The 22,797-nt window shown below is 40.2% G+C and carries 21 protein-coding genes; 7 read left to right on the forward strand and 14 right to left on the reverse strand.

Going from position 1 to position 22,797, the window contains the following annotated elements; genetic code table 11:
- Positions 1 to 2: 2 nt before the first annotated feature.
- The 9 genes from QFX38_01515 to hmd all read right to left on the reverse strand — a co-directional run bounded on the left by QFX38_01515 (position 3) and on the right by hmd (position 7,197).
- On the reverse strand, positions 3 to 1,235 hold the full coding sequence (locus tag QFX38_01515) for a SufD family Fe-S cluster assembly protein (protein MDI9623552.1): 1,233 nt from the start codon (positions 1,233 to 1,235) through the stop codon (positions 3 to 5).
- Positions 1,217 to 1,972: a Fe-S cluster assembly ATPase SufC gene (gene sufC, locus QFX38_01520; GenBank protein ID MDI9623553.1), complete on the reverse strand. Its 756-nt coding sequence runs from the start codon at positions 1,970 to 1,972 to the stop codon at positions 1,217 to 1,219. Before sufC ends, QFX38_01515 begins: the two co-directional genes overlap by 19 nt.
- Positions 1,973 to 2,014: 42 nt before the next feature.
- The gene (locus tag QFX38_01525) at positions 2,015 to 2,503 is read right to left on the reverse strand and encodes a UPF0254 family protein (protein MDI9623554.1); all 489 of its coding nucleotides are present in this window, start codon (positions 2,501 to 2,503) and stop codon (positions 2,015 to 2,017) included.
- A complete protein-coding gene (locus QFX38_01530) occupies positions 2,500 to 3,144 on the reverse strand; it encodes a hypothetical protein (protein MDI9623555.1) in 645 nt (214 codons plus the stop codon). Before QFX38_01530 ends, QFX38_01525 begins: the two co-directional genes overlap by 4 nt.
- Positions 3,132 to 3,836 carry a Nif3-like dinuclear metal center hexameric protein gene (locus QFX38_01535; GenBank protein ID MDI9623556.1) on the reverse strand — a complete coding sequence of 235 codons (705 nt, stop codon included), beginning with the start codon at positions 3,834 to 3,836 and terminating at the stop codon, positions 3,132 to 3,134. The genes QFX38_01530 and QFX38_01535 overlap by 13 nt, the downstream gene beginning before the upstream one ends.
- Entirely contained in the window at positions 3,833 to 4,588 is a 756-nt protein-coding gene (locus tag QFX38_01540) for an SAM-dependent methyltransferase HcgC family protein (GenBank protein ID MDI9623557.1), read from the reverse strand. The genes QFX38_01535 and QFX38_01540 overlap by 4 nt, the downstream gene beginning before the upstream one ends.
- On the reverse strand, positions 4,585 to 5,049 hold the full coding sequence (locus QFX38_01545; GenBank protein MDI9623558.1) for a DUF3236 domain-containing protein: 465 nt from the start codon (positions 5,047 to 5,049) through the stop codon (positions 4,585 to 4,587). Before QFX38_01545 ends, QFX38_01540 begins: the two co-directional genes overlap by 4 nt.
- A gap of 6 nt (positions 5,050 to 5,055) precedes the next feature.
- Positions 5,056 to 6,078, reverse strand: coding sequence for a 5,10-methenyltetrahydromethanopterin hydrogenase cofactor biosynthesis protein HmdB (gene hmdB / locus QFX38_01550; GenBank protein MDI9623559.1), 1,023 nt, complete (start codon positions 6,076 to 6,078; stop codon positions 5,056 to 5,058).
- Positions 6,079 to 6,162: 84 nt separating this feature from the next.
- Positions 6,163 to 7,197, reverse strand: a complete 1,035-nt coding sequence (hmd, locus tag QFX38_01555) for a 5,10-methenyltetrahydromethanopterin hydrogenase (GenBank protein ID MDI9623560.1) — start codon at positions 7,195 to 7,197, stop codon at positions 6,163 to 6,165.
- Between the two features lie 235 nt (positions 7,198 to 7,432).
- Between hmd and hmdC the strand changes: the two genes are divergently transcribed.
- The 5 genes from hmdC (at position 7,433) to QFX38_01580 (ending at position 13,157) form a co-directional block, all read left to right on the forward strand.
- Positions 7,433 to 8,950 (forward strand): 5,10-methenyltetrahydromethanopterin hydrogenase cofactor biosynthesis protein HmdC, encoded by a 1,518-nt coding sequence (hmdC, locus tag QFX38_01560; protein ID MDI9623561.1) that lies wholly within the window; start codon positions 7,433 to 7,435, stop codon positions 8,948 to 8,950.
- A gap of 142 nt (positions 8,951 to 9,092) precedes the next feature.
- Entirely contained in the window at positions 9,093 to 9,521 is a 429-nt protein-coding gene (locus tag QFX38_01565) for a hydrogenase iron-sulfur subunit (protein MDI9623562.1), read from the forward strand.
- Between the two features lie 21 nt (positions 9,522 to 9,542).
- On the forward strand, positions 9,543 to 10,472 hold the full coding sequence (mvhG, locus tag QFX38_01570) for a F420-non-reducing hydrogenase subunit MvhG (GenBank protein ID MDI9623563.1): 930 nt from the start codon (positions 9,543 to 9,545) through the stop codon (positions 10,470 to 10,472).
- On the forward strand, positions 10,473 to 11,891 hold the full coding sequence (gene mvhA / locus QFX38_01575) for a F420-non-reducing hydrogenase subunit MvhA (protein MDI9623564.1): 1,419 nt from the start codon (positions 10,473 to 10,475) through the stop codon (positions 11,889 to 11,891).
- 24 nt (positions 11,892 to 11,915) lie between these two features.
- Complete coding sequence (locus QFX38_01580) at positions 11,916 to 13,157, forward strand: 4Fe-4S binding protein (GenBank protein MDI9623565.1); 1,242 nt, start codon at positions 11,916 to 11,918, stop codon at positions 13,155 to 13,157.
- An 18-nt stretch (positions 13,158 to 13,175) separates the two neighbouring features.
- Here QFX38_01580 and pyrC read toward each other — a convergent pair whose 3' ends face one another.
- Positions 13,176 to 14,450, reverse strand: a complete 1,275-nt coding sequence (gene pyrC, locus QFX38_01585) for a dihydroorotase (GenBank protein ID MDI9623566.1) — start codon at positions 14,448 to 14,450, stop codon at positions 13,176 to 13,178.
- A gap of 40 nt (positions 14,451 to 14,490) precedes the next feature.
- On the opposite strand from pyrC, the gene QFX38_01590 reads away from it, so the two are divergent.
- The gene (locus tag QFX38_01590) at positions 14,491 to 15,591 is read left to right on the forward strand and encodes a nucleotidyltransferase family protein (protein ID MDI9623567.1); all 1,101 of its coding nucleotides are present in this window, start codon (positions 14,491 to 14,493) and stop codon (positions 15,589 to 15,591) included.
- Positions 15,582 to 16,295, forward strand: coding sequence for a peptidylprolyl isomerase (locus tag QFX38_01595; protein MDI9623568.1), 714 nt, complete (start codon positions 15,582 to 15,584; stop codon positions 16,293 to 16,295). Before QFX38_01590 ends, QFX38_01595 begins: the two co-directional genes overlap by 10 nt.
- Here the strand turns inward: QFX38_01595 and QFX38_01600 are convergent.
- From QFX38_01600 to serS, 4 genes are all read right to left on the reverse strand, one after another.
- Positions 16,292 to 18,829, reverse strand: a complete 2,538-nt coding sequence (locus QFX38_01600; GenBank protein ID MDI9623569.1) for a glycoside hydrolase family 38 C-terminal domain-containing protein — start codon at positions 18,827 to 18,829, stop codon at positions 16,292 to 16,294. The genes QFX38_01595 and QFX38_01600 overlap by 4 nt on opposite strands.
- Positions 18,822 to 19,610 carry an HAD-IIB family hydrolase gene (locus QFX38_01605; protein ID MDI9623570.1) on the reverse strand — a complete coding sequence of 263 codons (789 nt, stop codon included), beginning with the start codon at positions 19,608 to 19,610 and terminating at the stop codon, positions 18,822 to 18,824. Before QFX38_01605 ends, QFX38_01600 begins: the two co-directional genes overlap by 8 nt.
- A gap of 4 nt (positions 19,611 to 19,614) precedes the next feature.
- Entirely contained in the window at positions 19,615 to 20,748 is a 1,134-nt protein-coding gene (gene mpgS / locus QFX38_01610; GenBank protein ID MDI9623571.1) for a mannosyl-3-phosphoglycerate synthase, read from the reverse strand.
- Positions 20,749 to 21,261: 513 nt separating this feature from the next.
- Positions 21,262 to 22,797 carry a serine--tRNA ligase gene (serS, locus tag QFX38_01615; protein MDI9623572.1) on the reverse strand — a complete coding sequence of 512 codons (1,536 nt, stop codon included), beginning with the start codon at positions 22,795 to 22,797 and terminating at the stop codon, positions 21,262 to 21,264.

Consider the following 22,797-nt stretch of genomic DNA (forward strand, 5'->3'; position numbering starts at 1 on the left):
ATTTACATTCCCTTTAGGCTCATATCAAGCATTCTCTTTGTTTCCTCTGCAAGTTCTGGTGGTAAACCTTTTATATCCATGCTGAGGAAACCTCTAACTATCATAGATGCTGCTTCTTCCTCTGTCAAACCCCTAGATGTTAAGTATAATATTTCTTCTTCAGCGATTTTCCCAACAGCAGCCTCATGGGACATTTCAAGGTCTGTTGCACTACCCACGAGTTCAGGGACGGCATATATCATGGAATCATCAGATAATACAAGACCATGACATTCCAAATGCCCCTTAACCTCTGGGACTCTCCCTGCTAAATGACCCCTTGAATATATCTTTGATTTATCCTTTGAAACTGCCCTTGATACTATCTCTGCACTGGCCCCTTTACCTTCAAGGATAACCCTAGAGCCCATATCAAGTATGGATTCCTTTCGACCTCCAAGTATTGACTGGAAAACAACCCTGGAATTTTCACCTGTACAATAAGCTGTTGGGTATGATTGTATACTCTTAACAGGACTTGTAAGTATATAATTGTTTATGAAAGTTGCATTATCCCCTACCATGATGCCTGTCCTTGGCCTCACCTCTACTTGTTCGGCCCAATTATGGACCATTGTAAATGTGACCTTTGCACCCTCTTTTATATAAAATTCTGATATACCGAGGTGTATTGCTGAGCTTACATCTTCTCCTGTGGCACAGCCAGTTATTATATGTAGTTCAGAATTTTCTTCTGCGATTATAATATTATGTGCTGTTTGCATGACCCTTTCGTCGCCTATGAACATGCAGGCTTGGAGTGGGAATATCTCTCTTGAATTTGGTTTGGATCTTATGAAGTATCCGCCTATATTCCCTTCAGATTCTCTTAGGGCTGTGTGTGCAGTGTACTTGTCGGTGTCTGGTGCTACAACTTTCCACATGTAATCTTTAAGCCAATTGTATTTTTCTAGGGCGACGTTTAGGCCCATTATTTCAACGGCCTTTGAAGCTTGACTTGAGTATATTCCTGTTTGGTCTAATTGTATGAACGTGCCTACTCTTTCTTTTTCTGTGGGGTCGACACCAACTTTGAGTAGGGTTTCTCTCATCTTCTTCGGCACTTCTGTCGCCTTGTTGATCCTTTCATGTTCTCCTGCTTCCTCTTTTATGAACTTTTCAAGGTCTATGTCATAACCGTATGGTGCTTTTTTCTCTTTTGCCTTTTCAGCTTTTTTTATTGTGTCTGGAAACATCTAAGACACCCTTTAAATCCTTCTGTTCTTATGTCTTCTAATATTTCAGTGGGGTTTCCTGTGCAGGCTATTTTACCATCTAAAAGGACATGGGCTATATCGGCTCTTACGAAGTTCAGTATGTATCCAAGGTGTGTGATGAGGAGGCCTGCTTTTTGTCTTTGTCCTGGTTTTTTATCCTTTTCTAGTAATGTGTTGATCTCTTCTGCAATTAGTTCGACGTTTTCGATGTCAACTCCACTATCTGGTTCATCGAACATTATAAAGTCGGGTTTCTGGGCTAAGAGTTGTAGTATCTCTGATCTTTTAACTTCACCACCCGAGAAACCCATGTTAACATCTCTTTCAAGGAATCTTTCATCAAATTTCAGCTTCTTGGCTATCTTCATTATTTCGGGGTTTAATTCTTCTTCGATTTTTTGTCCATTTTCTATTTTGAGCAGATCGACGAGTTTAACGCCACGGATTGCTGGGGGGTTTTGAAAGCTTACACCTATACCCATCTTAACTCTTTCTGTTGTGGGTAGGTTTGTTATGTCCTTTCCTTTGAATATTATCTCACCTCGTTTAACTTTATACTTGGGGAAGCCAAGGATTGTCATAAATAGTGTACTTTTTCCGGATCCGTTAGGTCCTAGGAGAACATGGGTTTCCCCTTTGTCTATGTAGAGGTCTATATCTTCAAGGACTTCTTTCCCATCCACTTCAACTGCTAGGTCTGTGATTTCAAGGAGCATGTTAAACCACCACCATAAATACTCTTATGGAATCTATGATATTTATATGTGTGGAAGAGTATCCTCTAGGAGTTTAAGGGCTTTTTTCACCCCTGATTTTTGTCTTTTCATGATCTCAGCGGCTGGTGAGGATCTTAGATCCGCGTAAACATCCGATGAACTTATAACTTCCATATTATCAGTTATGATAGCTATCCCACCCCTTCCAACGCCTGCGGTTGTCCCTATACCAATGTCTGCTCCTGTAATATCTTTTATGGCCTTGGCCATCTTTTTAGCCATTTTTTTATCTGAGGATTCGTCATAGATTTTTATGTCGTCTACTACTTCAGTTGGTGGGAGCGGTTCGAATTTGAGAATTCTCTTAATCCCTGAAATGGTTGGGATGAACAGGCCTGCTATAAGTGATAATTTGTAATCATGGGGGCTTATGGTCCATTTATATGATAATGGGTAGCCTTGGGAAAATGCGTGTATTTCCCTGGCTATTTTCCCATGGGTGAAACATTCTGCTGTGGCTATTCTGATCAATTCGCTCCCCTATAATATAGAATTTTTAATATATGGAATGTTATGGTTTTTGCTATTTCATTTAGTATGTATCCTGTTATGGGTTCCCAATCCTTTATAAGTTTACCAGTCCCTACTAGTGTGTGATTTTTTATTCCTTTATCTTGTAGGAATTTGACTATTGGATTATTTTTGTCGAGTTTAGATATGTCTCCTGCTATTATTTTTTCTGGGCCGATTCCTGCGACTCCCATTGTACTAATGGTTGAGGCTCCTATCCTGTGGGCATGTTTTATGATGGATGCTGTGATTGGGAGTGTATTGCCACCAGCGATGGAAATGCAGATAATGTCACCGTCTATGATGTGGAGGTTATCTTTTGAGATGTATTTTGGGATTCCCACCACTCTTCTTGTGGTTGATCCTTTGGCTAATCTTTCAAGGAATTTGACCTTGTATTCGCCCATATTGGCCCCTTTTAACCTGAATATTAGATCATCGGCTGTTACCCGTTGTCCGTCAATGGCTTTTATCTCCTTTGGCCCTCCGCGGTGCACTTCCATGAGGTTTAGGGCTACTCTGAGGCCTAGTCTTCCGAGGCCGATTATTGTAACTTTACCATGGGGTTTTTTCTTTTTTTCCAATTCTTCTATTGATTCCATTTTATTGTCTTCCATGGTGTTTTTGTGTCCATTATCTTGACTTTGATCCCTAGTTGAGAGAGGAGTTCGCCTAACTTGTATAGGCCTGGTAATTCTGTTGTATGGTGTCCTGCGTCTATGAGGGTTAGATCTAGGTTCTTTGCTAGTATAGCCCCTTTTTGGGTGATATCTCCTGAAAGGTAAACTTTAACGTTCTTTTCGTGGACTTTTTTTATCATCTTTGGATTTAAACCGAAACCTGATACTATTGCTATTTTATCAATTTTGAGGTTTTTTTTAAAGTTAACGATTCTTACTTCCTCTGGTTTGAGTCTTCTGTGGATTTCTTCTATGAATGTTTCTAGTGTGGTGTCTGTTTTGCAGATTCTTCCGAGGCCTTCTGTTATTGTGTCTATGACTTTTAGTTTTAGTTTGTCGGCGAGGGCGTCGCATGCTCCTCCTTTGATGATGTCCCAGTTTGAATGTATAACATATGTTGGTATTGGAGGTTTTAGTTGTGGTGGATGGTGTAATATGAGTAGGTCATAATCTTTATAGGGTATCTGGTCTGTAGCAATGTAATCCATTAGCAATAGGACCTTTTCTACGTTAATATCATTGGTTGGTGTTATTAGGCCTATTTTGTCGCCTTTTATGGCGATTTGTGGCGGTATTTTCTCTTCTATAATTTTTATGAGTTCTGTTAGTTTCATATTTCTTTTATTTTGGATTTTATTTTTCTAAGATTTTCTTTTATTGGCGTGTCACAGTCTATTCTTTTGAGGGATGATGCGATTATTGCATTTTCTTTGATGGATTCTGTAAATTTTTCGCAATCTTTTTCCTTGAATAGTATTCTTTCATAGAATCTTAATTGTGATGACGCGTAGAGTACACCATCTGCTTTTAGGATTTTTTCGAGGCTTCTTCTGAGCACTTCTATGGTTAGGGTCATTGTCCCTGATGTTTTCGTATTTAGGCCATTGGTATATAATATGCCTTTTAGCGGGGCTTTGATGGCTTTTATTCTCTTTTCAGTTTCGTCATGGTTTTTTATTATAGGGTCGCTGGCATCTGAAATTGGACTTTCAACTATGAAGGTCTTTGTTTTGATTTTTAGTTTTTTTGGTTTTATGCCTCCGATACCTGTTGTATCCACTACAAGATCCCATGTTCCTCTGATGGTTTTTGGTTTTTTGAATGTTACATTTGGATCGACTAGGCATTTGAGGTGGGGGTATTTATCGACTATTGTAACATTGTATTCTTTGAATTTGTTGGCTATCATGGCACCTGTAAGATAGGCGCCTATTATGAGGGTTTTTTCTGGTTTGATTTTTTTATGGGCTAGCCAATCTATTAAGGCGTTTGTTTTTATCTTGCCTATGGTTTCTATGATATCTTGGATGGTGTGTTCTGAGAAGTAGCTTTTTACTGTGTTTGTTATACCAGTTTCTGTTTTCATAATCCTAGCCTTTGGAGGGCTGTTTTCAGTTCTTCTTCTACTGCTTCTTCTAGGCTTTTTCCGTGTATGATGTGTGGTGGTGATATGGCTGCTGAGAGTATTCTGCCTTTGCGGTCCATTATTACTAGCATTGAACCGGAGCCTGGAGCGCCTAGTCGGCCCCTTGCTATTACAAGGTCTGAGTCTGTTGTGTCTACTGCCATGAGGGCTTTGGTTATGGTTGGCATCCTTGTCAGGTCAGCGGCGTTGGTGTGGATTTTTAATCCTTTGGCTTTGGGGAGTCCGAATTCTTTGAGGACCTTGTTTATACTTTTTAGTTTTTTTTGATCCCAATTGGGGATGGTTATGTTCTTTGCTGAGAGGATGTATTCTTTTATTTTTTCGACTTCTATTTCCTTGTCGCCTGTTCTTTTCCTTTCTGCTGATTCGTTGTATGCTTTTTTTATGTGTTCTTCTAGCATCTTTTATCACCATGGGATGGGGGAGGCTAATTTTTTTATTTCGGCTTTTAGGCCCATGTTTTTTATGATTTTAAGTATTTTTTTAAGGTTTCCTACGTGTGGTGATCCGACGCCTTTGACGTGTAGGGGATAATTGTCGGGTATTACTGTGGCTATGTTGTCTGCGCCTGCTATGAGGGAGAATTTCACGTTTTCAGGGCCTATGGTGGGTGCGGGTACTGTTATCCTCAGGTGGGGGTATAATATTCTTGTTATTGCTATGGTCTTCATCTGCTCGTTTAGTGGACATGGCGGATGTTTTTCCATTGGAGTGCCCTTGTATGGATTGAATCCCATTATAGGCACTTCTCCAAGGCTTTTAAACCTTTTGAGGAACTTTAGATGTTTTATCCTGTCCTTGTATGTTTCTCCGATTCCTATTAATAGTCCTGATGAGAGTTCTAGGCCTTCTTCTGATATGAGCTTGCATACTTTTATGCGTTGTTCTAGTGTTTCTCCTGGTTTGAGGTAATGGAAAAGTTTTTGGTTTATTGTTTCTAGGTTGCAGCATATGGTGTCGGTCCCGTACTTTGCCAGTTTTTGTATGTTTTTCCTTTTGAGGTCTGAGCCCACATTTATGAGTAATTCTAGGCTAGTATTTTCTTTGACTATCTTAGCTGCTCTGGTGGCGTGTTTTCCATTGTATCCGTGGGCGCCTGAACAACTGACCCTTGGGATCCCTGCTTTTTCTATTTTTTTCGCTGCTTCTAATATTTCCTCATCTTTTCTTGAAAATTCTTTGTAGTATCCTTGGGGTGATGTACCGGCGGCAAATCCGCAATATTTACACTTAGGGGTGATTTTACATTTATTGGTCACATGAATAGTTGATGTAAGCTTTATGGGACCCCTATTTTCTTCTCTAAGTTGCCTTGCAACTTTCATTAGCCTATTAAAGTCTTCTCTGTCATCTATTTTGAACAGTTGGATTATTTCATCGTCTTTTAATTGTTGCATGTTTTCTGCTTTTTTAAGGATCCTTTCTATCAATTTAACACCCTAAACTAGAAATTAGAATTAGTATTATCTATAATATAGGTGATTTAAATATTTAAAAAAAATAGGGATGGGAGTTTATTTTTTTCTTTTTTCAAGGACTTCGAATGTTGATGGGAGTATTTCCGAAAGGGCTCCGAAGTTCATGGAGTCTGCTGTTCCAAGGAGTGTTCCAGGGTCTAGGTGATCCTCCATTTTGTCTATTCCAACCTTTTCCATTAATCCGGTTAGTTGTTCGAGGGCTTCTTTGGCCATCATCTGGGCGAATCCTGCTGGCGCGCCAAGGTTTTTAGTCACAGCATCTCTGTAGGTGAGTATGCCTGCGTAGGTTATTGCGGTGAGTGCGGAGCACATGTCACATACTGGGCCTAGGAGTTCTGCTGGTAATTTATAGGCTTTGCTTCTTGCTTTTTCGCCCAATTCTAGGAGGGTGTTTATTGCCTCATTTGAGGCGTATCCTTCTGCTATGTAAACTTGTCCTTTCATCTCAGGTACTGCGCCTGGGTGGTATGATGATATATTAAGGGTTTCTGGTGATGTTGCGAGGTCTCCATGCCTTTCTGCGAATATTTCATAGAATTTTGTGGTGGGTATTGTGCAAGCGTGTGTTACGATTGCACCCTTTTTTAGGTTGTCTATGAATTTTTCTATGATACTTGGTTGGATGTCGCCTTTTGGCAGCCAGGTCATAACCCAATCGGCATCGGCTACGGCTTCCCTGTCATCTGTCGTAACCTCTAATCCTAGTTCTTCGGGGTGTACAAAGTGTATAGCACCTTCTGGTGGTTTTGGAAGATCCTTAGCGACTTCATTCACCTTTTCCCTGATTTTTGGCATTATTTTTTCAGGATCTTCTTTGTGGGCTTCTATAACTTCCTCATAGTCAAAGTCGTCTATTACTGTGAATTTTTTATCGAATACTGGATCTGATACTATAATATCATCTATGTTTGCTAGTTCTTTTAGTTCTGCTGCCATTGTTATCGTTGAATGGGTCATGGCTATCTCTGGTTTACCCACTTCTTCCGCGACTTCGCATGCCCTTGCAAAGTTTGTTATACCAGTTGCGGCATGCGTCCTATAACATCCAGCACCTAATATTGCAACTTTCATACCATCACCTCACAAACTTGTATTACTATCTTTCCAGATAGTACTAATAACTCATCTTTTATTATAAATAAACTTTTTGATCATAATAAAATCCAAAATTATATCCAAAGTTTATCCATATAATATAAAAAATTATTAAAACTATTGTAGGACACTTAAAATGAAAAAATCAATAAAACCAAAATATCATTTTAGAATCATATCATTATCCAGTATTAGATAACATGGTGATATAATGGAAGATCTTATCATGGAAGCCGTTCATGACCCAAATGCGGCTTGGGAACTTGCAAAGGCAGAAAGGGACCCAATAAGGGTAGTTGACACTATTTCAGAACTTTCAATGGAAGAGGCCATTAAACTGGGATACAATTTTAAGAGATTCCCCATTGGATGCGACTTAACTGAGGTTCTAGTGGGTACATGCGCCTCAGACCTTGAAGAAATAGACTTTCTGGGCAATTGCATGTTAGCTGATATGATAGGAGCAACTATACATGCTTGTGCATACGCATTCGCAGACATGGCAGAATCCTATGGCATGAAGGGCGTGGAACTAATGCGCAAAGTCAGACAGATAACAGAAGTTCCCATCGACTTGGACCACTTCGGCGAATATGGGCCAATGAGATTCCCAGAGGATATAACACATTGCATCGGCCAATGCTACATGGAGGGACCCCCATTCAAGGGTTGTCCCCGCAACAGGATACACTCAAGGTTATTGGATAAAGAGAAAGAGGCGCTTCCTGAAAGGGATGAGTGGATTAAACATTCAACATCAATTGCAATTAATTTGACTTCTGCACAAGGGGCTGAAGCCCATGCAGCCCCAATAAAAGAAGCTAAAAAGGTTGCTAAACTTGCAAGGGAACATGGAAAGGGCTTGGAAGCGATAATGTTCATAGGAGACGGGTATGATGATCTTATAACAGCATTTGAGACCGCCCTTGAAATTGGCGTGGATGTTTTCGTACTTGAAGGAGGACCATTCAACCTTGCAACTGACCGTCTTGAAGCATTTGCACGAGCAGTTGCCATGGCAAGGATACTTGCACCGGGCAAGATCGTGGCAACCAATGGAGCCTATGAAGACGAGTGCCGAGTAGGCCTTAGAGCAGGGTTAAACGCTATAATAACAGGTTTTCCACGGAACCATCACGGTTACATGTGCGGATATTCACCAGGCGCGGCTAGGAGAGGAAACTTCGGACTCCCGCGAATAATCAAAATAATAAAAGATGAAGTCCCAGAGGGGCTTACAAGGGTCCCCATCCAGAAAAACGAAATGGAAGCCCTTGCAATGGCTGTTAAGGCCGCAGGCAAGGACAATGTCTATCCCGCGAGTATAGGTCATACTTTCGTGGGTGACGCCCATTGGGCATGCCTGCCCCACACACCATTATACAAGCGAGTTAAAATCCAGAAAACCGTGAACGACATTAAAAGGATGGCCTCAGAGGGCTTTTTAGGGGATAAAATTGCGATTATAGGTGCAAGGTTTCTGTCGTGGGTTATAAGCAAGGAACTAGAAAATTATGTTGACGAGATCATAATAAGTGACACTGACAACTGGGTGGAAAATGTAACACTTGATAATTTGAGATCCCAACTGAAGGTTGATTTAAATGGTGCAAATGGTGATGATAAAAGAGCATACAACTACGCAGATACTACAATAATATCATCAACAATACCTGGGGTTGTCAATAGGATTTCCAGAAAATTTGAGGGTATTATAACTTTCATTTAGTGCGTATTAAAAATACAAAGATTGTTAATCCAGTATATAAAGTTTTCGAAATTGATTCATAAGTAATCTTTATACCTATTCTTTTTCAACCAATATACCAAGTACAATTTGTACAATAAAATAAGAGCAAGGAGGAGACTCTATGGCTGAGGAGGATATAAAGATCGTTATGTTCTGTTGCAACTGGTGTTCCTATGGTGGGGCTGACACAGCAGGAACTGCAAGAATGCAATATCCACCAAACGTCCGCGTAATCAGAGTTATGTGCTCTGGAAGAGTTGAACCACAATTCATACTCAAAGCATTCAGAGAAGGCGCCGACGGTGTCGTAGTGGCCGGATGCCACTTCGGTGACTGCCACTATGACGCAGGAAACTACAAAATGGCCAGGAGAATGGAACTAGTCTACAGACTCATAGAAGAACTTGGAATAGGCAAAGAAAGACTATACCATGATTACATATCAGCATCAGAAGGTGAAAAATTCGCCGAAACAGTAAAGATGATGGTTGACAGGATAAAGGCCCTTGGACCATCACCAGTAAAAGAACAAATAGCAGCTGAAGCCTAAACTTGGAGGAGGGAGAATAAAATGGCTGAAAAGGCACAGATAGGGACTATGTGGCTTGGAGGATGCTCCGGATGCCACCTATCAATAGTAGACTTCCATGAACAAATATTAGATTTATTAGAATTGGCAGAAATTAAATTCAGCCCGGTCTTAATGGACATTAAATATGATGAAATCCCAGAAAAGCTTGACGTCGTCATAATAGAAGGGGGGATAGTGAACGACGAAAACAGAGAATTCGCAGAACTACTAAGGGAAAGAGCCGACTTCGTCATATCATATGGTACATGCGCAGCCTATGGAGGCATACCAGGCCTCAGAAACCTCTGGCCAAAAGAAGAAGTCATAGAAGAAGCATACATCAATTCAATAAGCACACCAAACCCAGACAAGGTAATACCCTCTGAGGAAGTACCACACCTTGAAAACAGAGTAAGACCACTCTCAGATGTTATAGATGTGGATCTTGTCGTCCCAGGATGCCCACCAAAATCAGAAGTTGTAGCGGAGGCTGTCATAGCATTACTCAAAGGAGAAGAAGTTGAACTACCAAACACAAACCTATGCGAAGTATGCCCAAGAGAAAAACCACCAGAAGGACTTGCAATGGACTTCATAAAAAGACAATTCGAAGTAGGTAAACCAGAAGAAGATCTCTGCCTTATACCACAAGGCATAGTATGCATGGGTCCGGCAACAGTATCAATCTGCGGTGCACAATGTCCAAGCAACGGAGTACACTGCAGAGGATGCTACGGGCCAACAACACGCGTAATAGACCAGGGAGCTAAGATGATAAGTGCCATAGCATCAGACTTTGGAGTTGAAAGGGATAAGAAAGTAGACCCCGAAGAGGTTGCGGAACAATTAGATGATATCGTCGGAACATTCTACACCTACACGCTCCCAGCCGCCCTTATACCAATGAAAATCCAAAAGGAGGGGAAATAAATGGTTAAAGTTACAATGGAACCTGTAACACGTATTGAAGGTCACGCCAAGATCACCGTGCACCTTGACGAGGCAGGTAATGTTGAAGATACAAGATTACATGTTATGGAATTCCGCGGATTCGAAAAATTCTTACAAGGAAGGCCAATAGAGGAAGCACCACGTATAGTCCCCAGGATCTGTGGTATATGTGACGTCCAACACCACCTCGCCAGTGCAAAAGCAGTTGACGCATGCTTCGGGTTCGAACCAGAGGACATACCAGAAGCAGCATACAAAATGAGGGAGATAATGAACTGGGGCTCATACATGCACTCCCATGCACTACACTTCTACTTCCTAGCAGCCCCAGACTTCATAGCAGGAAAAGACAGAGCCACAAGAAACGTATTCCAGATAGTGAAAGATTCACCAGACATAGCACTCAAAGCAATAGAACTCCGTAAAAACGCCTTAGACCTTGTAACAGCCACTGGCGCAAGACCAATACACCCAACAACATTCACACCAGGCGGTATAACTTCAGAACTCGACGAAGAAACCCAAAAGGACCTACTAGAGAAGGCTAAAAGGAATGTTGAACTAGCAGAGGAAACACTAGAACTTGCAATACCAATATTTGAGGAGAATATCGACCTTGTAAACTCACTAGGTGTCATTGAAACATACCACACAGGCTTGGTCAAGGATGGTGTCTGGGACGTCTACGATGGTATCGTAAGGATCAAAGACAAGGAAGGCAACCTCTTCAGAGAATTTAAACCAGCAGATTACGCTGATACAATGGCAGAGCACGTGAAACCATACTCATGGCTCAAATTCCCATACATAAAAGATCTGGGCTACCCAGAGGGTGTGTACAGAGTCGCTCCACTTTCAAGATTAAATGTTGCAGATAAAATGCCAGACGCCGCTCCAAAGGCACAAGATTACTTCAAAGAATTCAGGGATCAGTTTGGATACGCACAACAGACACTATTATTCCACTGGGCAAGACTCATAGAATTATTAGCATGTGCTGAATGCGCAGTCGATGCCTTAGAAGGCGACCTCTCAGGAGAAAAAATACCAGGAGAACTCGAAAGACAGGAGGGTGATGGCGTAGGTATAGTTGAAGCACCAAGGGGAACACTAACACACCACTACACATGTGACGAGAACGGAATAATAACAAGAGCCAACATTATAGTCGCCACAATCCAGAACAACCCCGCCATGGAAATGGGCATACAAAAGGTTGCAGAAGATTATATAAAACCAGGCGTCGAGTTAGATGATAAAATCTTCAACCTAATGGAGATGGTTATCAGAGCATACGACCCATGCCTCTCATGCGCAACCCATACAATTGACAGTCAAATGAGGCTCGCCACCCTAGAAATCTATGACAGCGAAGGTAACCTAGTGAAGAAATTTTAAACCCCACTTTAGAAGGTGGTAGGGATGATAATAGTAAATAAAGAGGACTGTATACGTTGCGGGGCATGTGAAGGAACATGCCCCAGTGAAGCCATTGAAGTCACACCAGAGGATGTAATCTACTGTGACCTTTGTGAGGGCGAGCCTAAATGCGTTGAAGTCTGTCCAAACCAAGCATTAAGTGTTGGGGATATCACAATCGAGGATGATGGAGAGGTTACACAGGCTAGGATAGTCTATAATCCTGATAAGTGTCAACAGTGTGGCGACTGTGTGGAGATCTGCCCCCCACAAATACTTAAATTGGAGGAGGGTAAGGTACAGAAGGTCCCATTAAAGGGTTTCTGTGTCATGTGCCAGAAGTGTGTGGATATCTGTCCAGTTGGTGTTATCGGAATCGAAGGGGTTAAAGAACCCGAAAGAGTTGAACTAGAGATAACAGAGCCAATATTCATCACAGATTGTGTGGGTTGTGGAACTTGTGTAGATGAATGTCCAGTGGAGGCAATAACCCTCGAGGAGATAGGGGGTACAATTGAAATCGACGAAGACCTCTGCATAAAATGTGGTGTATGCTCCCAAACATGCCCATGGAATGCAGTTTATATTTCAGGTAGAAAACCTGAAAAGAGGACTAGGGAGATCAAAGAATTTGAAGTGGACGAGGAAACATGCATAGGCTGCAACACTTGCGTTGAAGCATGTCCAGGCGACTTCATAGAGGCGAAAACGTCCAGTTTGACTGTTAAATTACCAGAGATTTGCACTGCTTGCGGTTTATGCAAGGAATTATGCCCAGTAGATGCCATAACACTAGATGTTGAATTCGGACCGGCAAAACCCACAACAGAGGAAGGCGTTGTATGGGATGAAGAAAAATGCAAATTAGACGGTGCCTGCGCCAAGAAATGCCCAAATGAAGCTATAAGAGTCGTTACAGAGAATGGCTTCCAAATCCCTGGGAAGATAAAAGTGGACGAGGAACCATCATATAACATGTGCACGAGATGCGGTGCATGTACAGTAGTCTGCCCACACGGGGCATTAACACTCTCTGAAATAGACAAAGAAATCAATGGCCAGATCGTTAAAAGGAATAGGATACAGTACAATCCTATCAAATGCCAGCAGTGTGGTACATGTATAGAAGCATGCCCATATGACATGCTCAAACTCACAGAGGAAAAAGTGCCACTTAAGGGCTTCTGCATACTCTGTGACCAGTGCATAGACACTTGTCCAAACAATGCATTATCCCTGAAATAATACCCTCTATTCTCTTTTTTATTCTTTGGTGTATTTGCTTTTTATATGGATTCCCTTGTTTTTTAAAACTTCACCGTATTCCATTATCAGTTCTCCGCGGAGTATTGTCATTATCGGCTCTCCAATATATTCTTTGCCCTCGAATGGGGTGTAATGTGCTTTACTGTAGAATTCGTCAGCTTTTATTTTACCAGTTTTTTTAGGGTCTATGATTACGAAATCTGCATCCATCCCAATCTTTATCTGGCCTTTATTCTCGAGTCCGAATATGTTTGCTGGTCTTTCTGAAAGCATCTTTTGGATCCTGGCTAGTTTGAGGCGCTTTTTCTTGTTTAATGTGAGTAGTAGTTTTAGGGCCACTTCTAGGTTAGGTATTCCTGGTGGAGCGTCCCATATGTTTTCTTTTTTTTCTTGGAGTGTATGTGGGGCATGGTCGGTGGCTATTATATCAATCATTTTAAGGTCTTTGATGTTTATGGCTTCTTTTTCTGGTCTGAGTGGTGGGTTAGTCTTTGCAGTGGTTCCCCACTTTTTTAAATCTTTTGATCTGAGTAGTAGGTGGTGGGGTGTTATTTCACATGTTACGGGGGCTTTGATGGATCTTATAAGTTTTAGTGTTTTTTTTGAGCTTACATGGCATATATGGGTTGGGTGGTTGTAGTGGTGGGAGAATGTTATTGCGGTTGCTGTTGCAAGTTCTTCGGCTATGCTTGGCCTTGCGAGGGAGTATATTTCTGGTCTGGTTTCATCTTTTAGTTGGCTTGTGTAATATTCTATTATGTGGGGGTCTTCACAATGAAATGTTATTGGGATCTTGGACCCTTTTAGGGTCTGGAATATCCTTGATATTTTGTGGTTTTCTATTTTTTCTGTGAATATTTTGAATGATGCTGGTTTTAGCGGTATTATCTTTTCCATTTCTTTTGGTTTGTTCATGCTTGCGTGTAATCCGAAGTCTATTATGCTCTTTTTTGATGCTATTTTAATCTTTTTTTTAAATTCTTTTGCAGTGTTTGTTTCTGGTTTTGTATTTGGCATGTCCAGTATTGTTGTGAAGCCTCCATGGGCGGCTGCCATGGAACCTGTTCTGAAATCTTCTTTATATTCGTAGCCTGGTTCGCGGAGATGTACATGAGCATCTATAAGCCCTGGTAATATAATCTTACCCTTTATGTTTATCTTTTTATCAGCCTTTAGGGGTGATTTACTTATCCTGGCTATTTTACCATCCTTGACGCCAATGTTCACTATATTCTGGTTTATACTACAATTTTCAAGTGCTAGGTCTAACATCAATAAAAGATATTCACTATCGGTTATTATATTTTATTTTATGGAAGTTGAATATTCATTTGTAGAGGAGATTATCAGGGAGGATTTTCAGCTTATAGTAGATGATGCTAAACGCCCCCCATTGTATGGGAGTTCATTGTCTGACAGGCCTATTATAGCTGATTTTACAGAATATTCTCCTTTGCATAAGGGTCATAGGCATTGCATGTTCGAGGCCAAGAAGAAGATACCGGACGGTTTATTCGTGGCGGTTATCCCGGGGCCTTTGGAGCGCAGTGGAAGAGGCTTGCCCTATATAATGACTAGACATGCCCGTGCAAGGGCTGCTGTAATGGTAGGGGCTGATATTGCAGTTGAGGGACCCCCAATGGGTGTTATGGGCTCTGGACAATATTCTCTTTGTCTTGCTAGGATGTTCAAGGCCCTTGACGCTGATTATATCCCGCGGGGTTATAGGCCAATGGAAGGTTTCCAGGAGATCCTGGATAGGATAAAGAAGGGGCATAGGGTGGTTCCACGCCCTTATAAGATAGTTGACCTTGAAACTGGTGAGACAATATTGGAGGGTAAACTTGAAGAGGATAATTATGTCATACTATCACTTTCAAGAGCCCTTGGGAAGATAGGGTTCGATTTTAGGGATAAGTTCATTTTCGTAGAACGTTTAGAGGGTATAAGTGGCACCTTGATCAGGAAGGCCACGTCAGAGGGTCGGCTTGACGAAATAAAAGAGATGTTACCCCATGAAACGCTTAAGGTTCTCAGGGATGAAATCAGCCAAGGCAGAGCACCATTACATGAAATCCGCCTCGAAGATCGGATAATAGAAAACGCAAACCTCCTAGGACGTGATGAACTGCTAGACCTTAACTTGTTTGATGAAAAAACTGCTAACGCCATCATAGAAAATAGACCATTTAATAGTATAGAGAAGATATTGGATTGCATCCCACAAGGTTTTAGTAAACATTATAAGAATCGTATATTATCTGTGCTAGAGGCAAAAGTTCATAAAGGTCTGATTTCTAAGTATATAGAAAATTATCCTTCCACCGTAAGAATATTAGATTATAAGAATGAAGAAGTTTTAAAAGAGTTTAAAGATAGAATACCACATAGGAGGCTAGAGATATGGCAGTGAAAAAAGGAGATTTTGTAAGATTAGAATTCACAGGACGCGTCAAAGAGACCGGTGAGGTCTTCGACACCACCATAGAAGATGTTGCCAAAGAGGCCGGTCTTAAAATCAAAAAAGTCTTCGGGCCAGTTCCCGTGATTGTTGGGGGAGGCCATCTTATCAAGGGTTTGGATGAAGCTCTTCTTGGCATGGAAGAAGGGGAAGAAAAACATGTTGAACTTCACCCAGAAGAAGCTTTCGGTAAAAGGGATCCCAGCCTTGTAAGGCTTATACCGATGATAGAATTTAAAAGGCAAGGTATTAAGCCAAAGGTTGGTATGAGCATAACCTTAGAGGGTCATGAAGGCAGGATCCAGAGTATAGATGGTGGCCGTGTCCGTGTAGATTTTAATCATGAACTTGCAGGCAAAACCCTTGAATATGATATTAAAGTTGAGGAGATAATCAAGGATGATACTGAGAAGGTTAAGAGTATGATACAATTATATTATCCATTGGATAGGATCAACCTTGATAAGATCCAGGTTGAAATTGATGATGGTACAGTTAAGATTTACATGGATGAGTTGAGCCGCTTTGATAGAAGGCCATACATGGATGTTACCCTTTCAAGGTTCAGGATTGCCAGGGATATCTGGGAGAACATGGACATAGAAAAGGTGGAATTTGTTGACGCGTTCACAAAAAAAGAAAAGGAGGAGAATTAGAATTCAAGTTTTAATGTGACGATCTCAAAGGGGTTCATATTGAGTTTTATGGACTCGCCATCCATGATGATCTCTTTGTCAAATTCTTCATCCTTTTCTTCTAGCATGTTAACAACTTCTACACTTTTAGGTTTTTCGAAGAATCTTAAACAAGCTTTCGTATTTTTTCCAGTGGCCTCATAGAATCTTAGTATTACATGGTCTTCTTCTTCTGATCTTTTAAATGCTGTGAGTATGATATTGTCTGGTCTGATTTCCAGGAATGATTCGCTAGTCTTATATGCTTTGTTATCTAATTGTAGACTGATTAGTCCATAGTTGAATTCGTATCCCATCTTGTAGACTTTTGATTTTTTCCAGTTACCATTGTAAGGGTATATTGAGTATTTGAATGTGTATTCTTTGAATTCCATAGCATCTGGTACTGGTATTATGGGTCCTGCTTTTCCATCGGTTGATAATAGGTCTACTGATCTTAATAGCGTGAAGTATATGTTTCCATCCCTTATTTCATGTTCTGGGTTGCCAAGGTTTAGGAGTGCGACGCCTTTCCCATTTTCTTCATAGGCTATCCATCGGAGTGATGGGGACGTTCCTGAGGGTTTTTCCTTCCAATCATCTGCTGTGAAGTAGTATTGGTCTGTTTTCCTTGTGATGGCCCCGAATTGTGTTTCGGAATTGTAGGTGGGGTTAGTGAAGGGTGTTTCGAAGAGTACTCGTATTCTTGTCCGGGGATGCTTATTTTCTAATTTTATTTCGAAATCTATCCTGGGAATGTCCCTGTAGATTATTATTTTTTTGGTGCAGGTTAGAGATTTGTGCCTCCAGATTCGGGGTTTCCATTTTTTTGTTAGGCGGTAAGGCCATCTTAGTGAATAGTAGTCAACTTTAATTTCTAATACTTTTCTAAGATCTGAACCTCCTATGCGGATGTCTTTGACCTTGAAGGCACCATATTTTATCCCCTTGCTTGATTCTCTTTTCAAGGCTTCTTTCAATCCTTCTTTGTGATTGTATAGGTCTCCTATTTCTTCTTCGAGTATTATTTCATTGCCTTTGAGGATTTCTTCCCCGTCCATTTTAATTTTGATCAGCCCATTTTTTGGTGAATATGACAATTCGAAGAATCTGTTCCTGATAGTATTATCAAGGACTTCTATACTATCTTTTCCCTTTTTTCGCCCTTTTTCGAGGATTTTATATACTCTGTAACCGAGTGGGGGTGCTTCTGCTGTGAAACCTATCTTAGCAGATTTTATCGACCCGTCGGCGTGTCTAGTCTCTTTTAATACTTCAATGTCTATTTCTTTTCCTTCACATTCTAGCATGCTAATATTTTTTATTCTGTTTTCTTCAAAGTTTAAATCGACTTCAACCCAATTTTTGGAATCCCAGGGGAATGGATTATAGACTATTATGTCCCCTTTTTGGCTTCCTTTGGTTGTGATGGCCTTTAAAACTTTGGGCGTGAGTGTGGTGAGTTGTTGTTTGAGGAATTTTATGTTCTGTTTAACTTCTTCGTATACTTCATCGACTCCCGTGCCTGGGGCCACGTCATGAAATGCTAAGAATAGAAGTTTTTTCCAGCATTCATAGATTTCTTCTGGATAATGATTATCTAGGAGGAATTTTATGGTCGAGAATCTCTCGAAGGTGTTTAACCAGTTTTCATATTTTCGCAAGCTCTTTTTTATCCAAATTCTGCTTGATGCAACATCAGGGAATACTTCTGAGTATCGGCCACTGTACATTTCGCCTTTTCTAATTGGGAGGTTCTTGGTGGACTTTTCCAATTTTTTAAAGAAATTTTTTGATGTTGATATTATCATCTTAGAGTTTTTGTGTGTTTTGTTCCATTTTTTAACGATTTTTTCTGTGTTGGGTTGTGGCATTGTAACGCCGCTGCCTGATGGCATTAATATATGGTTAGTAGCTGCAAGTTCTTTGAGGGTTTGGAAGTTTTTTTCGAGTTTTTTGAAGTATAGGCCCGCCCTGTAACCTAGTGGCATGAAGTGTGTTAGTATCCTTGTCTTGTCGAGTCCTTCCCAGAGAAATTCTGATGGTTTATTCTCTGGGGATCCCCTTCTGAAGGCTAGGTACTTATAGCCACATTTTCGGTATATTTGTGGGAGTTGGGCGTTTAACCCGAAGCTGTCGGCTTGCCACATGACTTCTACGTCTAGGTTGAATTTCTCTTTTAGGTATTTTTTGCCTATGAGTATTTCTCTTATGAGTGTTTCTTCTTGTGGTAGCATTGTGTCTGCCATTAGGTATTCGCCGTCTGCTATTTCGATCCTCTCTTCTTTGATGTATTTTTTTATTTTATTGAATAATTCAGGGTATCTTCTTTCGATTTCTTCGAGGAGGTATGTTTGTTCTATTAAGAATTTGTAGTCTTTGGATTTTTCCATGAGTTTTATCACGGCTTTGAGTATCATGTCAATATTTATATAGAAATAGTCTTCTTTTGTGAAAACCCATATTGCATCGTAATGTGTATGTGGGACGAGGTGTATAACAAATTTTTCATCCATTTTGTTTCACCCTGGGGATGAATTTTTTTATGGTTTCTGCCCAACCTTTGGGCCCGGCCCCTTTTGCATGGTAGAGGTTTTTCACGTTTAATTTGGCCCATTTGCCATTGTATCCTTTTACGAGTGCTGGGATGTCTACGGCTTTTAGGAGTGGTTCATCGGTATATGAATCTCCTATGCCTATTGTTTTGATTTTTTCATGTTCTTTTTTGTAGAATTTTGTGAGGATTTTTATGGCTTTGCCTTTATCAGCCTCTTTGCCGAAGACGTGTATGAATCTGCCCCCTATTTGGACGTTGAATTTTCTTTTTAGTTTTTCCAATGCTTCTTCGTCGTATTCTGTGATGGTTTCGCTGAATTCTCTGTCCTTGGCGAGTTTGGCATCATGGATGTTTAGCCCTGTAATTTCTGCGATTTCTTCTGGGGTCATGTCTTGGTAGCCTTTTATCTTATACCCTTTTTTTTGCAGTTTCTTGATTTCTTTGATTATATTTTCAAGTTTTGTGCCTAGGAGGATAATTTCATAGTCGTCTGTCGGTTTGCCTTTCGTTTCTTTGAAATATCCTTTGGGGATGTAGATTGCTGATCCATCCTCTACTATGAATGGGTGGTATACTCCCATCTTTTCCCTTATTTTCTCCTGTTCTCTACGGGTTTTGGCAGAACAAAAAATAATGGGTATTTTGGCCTTTTTTAATTTTCTAAGAACTTTTTCGGCTTCACTATAGGAATATTTCTTGTCTAATAGTGTGTTGTCTAAGTCTGTGAAGATGATGTACAGGATATCACCTCAATTCCATGAAGATATTAGACTCTCTCTTTATGGAATTTATAAACTTTTTGGCGTTAATGTCTTTGATAGGTGGTATTATAGTATTCTTTGGTGGTCTATCATCCTTTAGGATGTTTTTATCCTTTAGTTCTTTTATTATTTTTTTTTGTAAGTTCTTGTCAGATAGCCTACTATAATAAATAGTTGATAATGAACTGAGTATCATATCCTTGATATGTTCTCTGCCTTTGTTTTCATGCATATGTGGGCTTAAAGTTTCTATCTGGAATACTTCAATCTCCTTTTTGAGATTTAGGTCGTCTGCGGATTCTAGCATGTGGATCAATTGGTAGGGTTCGAAGGAATAACCAGAAGAATATGCTAATCTTTCGGCCAGTTCCATGCTCATGGCATGCTCTCCTGCATTTCCAGTCTTTATAATATCGGTTTCATATCCTAATCGGTTGCTTAAAAGTAAATTCATGTATTTGTTCGTAATCCTTGAAACACGACCCCACTTTTCAAGATGTAATCCATTACCTGTGGCCTTTGGTTTATACTTCCATAAGAGCCTAACCATTGAATAAGGCGTCTTTGACATTGCAATTCCAATTGCAAAATCTAGAACATACTCATAGATTGATGTCGGCATATAATTGTCAGCATCAACAAAACCAACATATTTTCTTCCAAGGCATTTGTTTATTAGAAGGCCGATGATTAGGCCTTCGCCTTTACCATCCCTTACGATCCCATCACTGAGTATATTTGTATACCCGATATCTTCTAATACTGATCCGATAGTAGGGTCTTTCTGATGCGCGAAGATTATAGGGTCTCCTGCTATGTTGTGAAAATTCTCCACAACTTTCATCTCTTTTTCGCATTTTTCCTTGTTACTATTCGAAATTACTATTATATGACAATCAGAAGGTATTGAACGGATCACACTATCAAACAATTTTATATTTTCATTTTTAATGGGTATTATAATAGAGAAATCTTCAAGGATCTGCTTAAGATCTTCTTTTGGAAAATTAAGAGCAGATAAAGTTGAAGTTCTAGATTCTAATTTGATTATACTCTGTGGATAATATACTTTAATGGGGCCTATATTTTCAACGCCTTTAGGTGACTCGACAAGCATGATAATCTCTCCTTTCTAAATTATTGTTAAAGGGATAGTATAAAATTTTCCTAAAAATTGGGATTTGCACTAAAATATTAGAAGCTCGGTTTATATCTTTATCCACAAATAATGGAGGCCGGTGGCTTATATTTGGCAGCGAAGTTCTTATTGGTGGGTGAATATCTGATATGTGAATTTTAGATAACTTTTTTTGTGTGGTGGGAGTTTAAGGTCAACATATTAATTTTTATTGCTATTACAATTATCATATAAATGTGGTTGCGTTCGGTTGGTTTTAAACTTAAAAAAAAGCTTAACATTAGTCAGGGTGCAATTTCTCAAGTCTGGATTCATATGTCTCTGGGTATTGTTATGATGATTATTGGACGTTAATATGATTTTTTTGTTGATTTAATATGCGGTTCTGGTTTTGAAGGTGTAATAGTCGCAGAGGAGATTTCCTTGAAAATACCCCATAGTGTGGGGGGGGTATAATCAATTTTGTTGACGGGGCCTTTCATTTAAAGGGTTTCATGGCCAGGTTATTATTGGGGGGATTTCAACTTCTTTTATCTTGTTTTTTATTGCTTTGGGCCAGTTATCGGTTTCGAAACCTTTTTGGGCTAAGAATCCGAACACCCATCTTGTGAGGCCTATCCCTGTGCATCCTGTCCATATTTTTTCTCCGTGGGCTTCTTTTATTGAGAATCCTTCTATGAAGTGTGTTCCGTGCACATTAGCTGATATGACTGCCACTCCTTTTTCTTCTCCGGGAAGTGTTATTCGCATTTCGTATTTTGGTATGTCTGGGAATTCTATGCCCCTTTCTTCTATTTTCCGCCCTTCTAGGTAGAATGGGTCGTCTCCGATTTCGGTGTACCATTCAAGTTCGAGTTCATCTGATAGTTTCTGTGATAATTCAACGGTTTTGTTTCTTATTTTTTCTGTTTGTTCTGGGGTTCCAAGCCAGACTAGTTCTATTCGTTGGAATTCGTGGACTCTGTCTAGTCCTTTAGCGCCTCCGGCTTCCCATCGGTAGGTCCATCCGCTGCGGTCATAGAATTTTATTGGTAAATCCTCTTTGTCTACTATTTCGTGTGATAGGAATTGGTAGAAAGGTTCGCATTGTGCTGGCGCTATAACATAACCCGGATCTTTCAAGCCTTTTTTGAGTAAGTCTATGGGTATCTCTTTTTTTATTATGAGCTCTTTTTTGAATTTTTCGAAAGTTTCAGGGTCTCTGCGCGGGGCGTTGCAATAGTACATGCCTTCTGGTAATCCTTCGAGGTATCTCATTTTTTGCATTATTGGTAGTGGTATGAGTTTTGGGAATAGGCATTCTTGGAACTTTAGTGGTTTGACGATCTTTTGGATTACAAGTTCTTCGAGGGCCCTATGGAGGGCTGTGATGGGTGGTGTGTAGAACCATTGCCCCCTCCCTGGGAATTTTTTAACCCATCCACGCCTTATAGCCTCCTCTGTAGGGTCTCCAGTGAATATTGGCTTGTAAGGTCTGCTTTTAGCCACTATTTCCCCGGGTTTTGCCTTTGTAACCTTCACTGTTAAGTCTTCTTCAAATTCTATGATGTTTTTGACTTGTTTAACCACACGGTCAATAACGTGTCTTCTAAGCTCTTTTTCATCTAATGGTTTGAAATGGATTTTTAGGGTGTCTTCTTCAATTTTTAAAGTGTTTACAAAGGGTAATTCTTTGATCTCATCTAATTTTTCTTCTGGGACGTCTCTGGATATTTTTGTGTTGAAAGTGTAATCGTCGGCAACCATTTTACGGATCCCGATATGATATTTTGGTCCTAGTAGTTGGGTTAATGGTTTTTTAAGTCTTAAAAGTCCGTCATGGGCTCTTACTCTCCTACCTGATACTATTGTCAGGTGGATCTCTTTGCCTTTGACCTCCCATTGGATTATTTTTGAAGCGTCTTTTTCCTCCTTTGAACCCTTTAACAAGAGATCCTTATTGGCTCTTTCTATGAATTCTTCTATTTCTTCCATTGCGGGTGATACGTCTTTATTGAAAATTATTCTCCCTTTGAGTTTAAATTTCAT

Origin of the sequence: Methanothermobacter sp. (genome assembly GCA_030055615.1) — an archaeon.
Classification (GTDB): Archaea; Methanobacteriota; Methanobacteria; order Methanobacteriales; family DSM-23052; genus Methanothermobacter_A.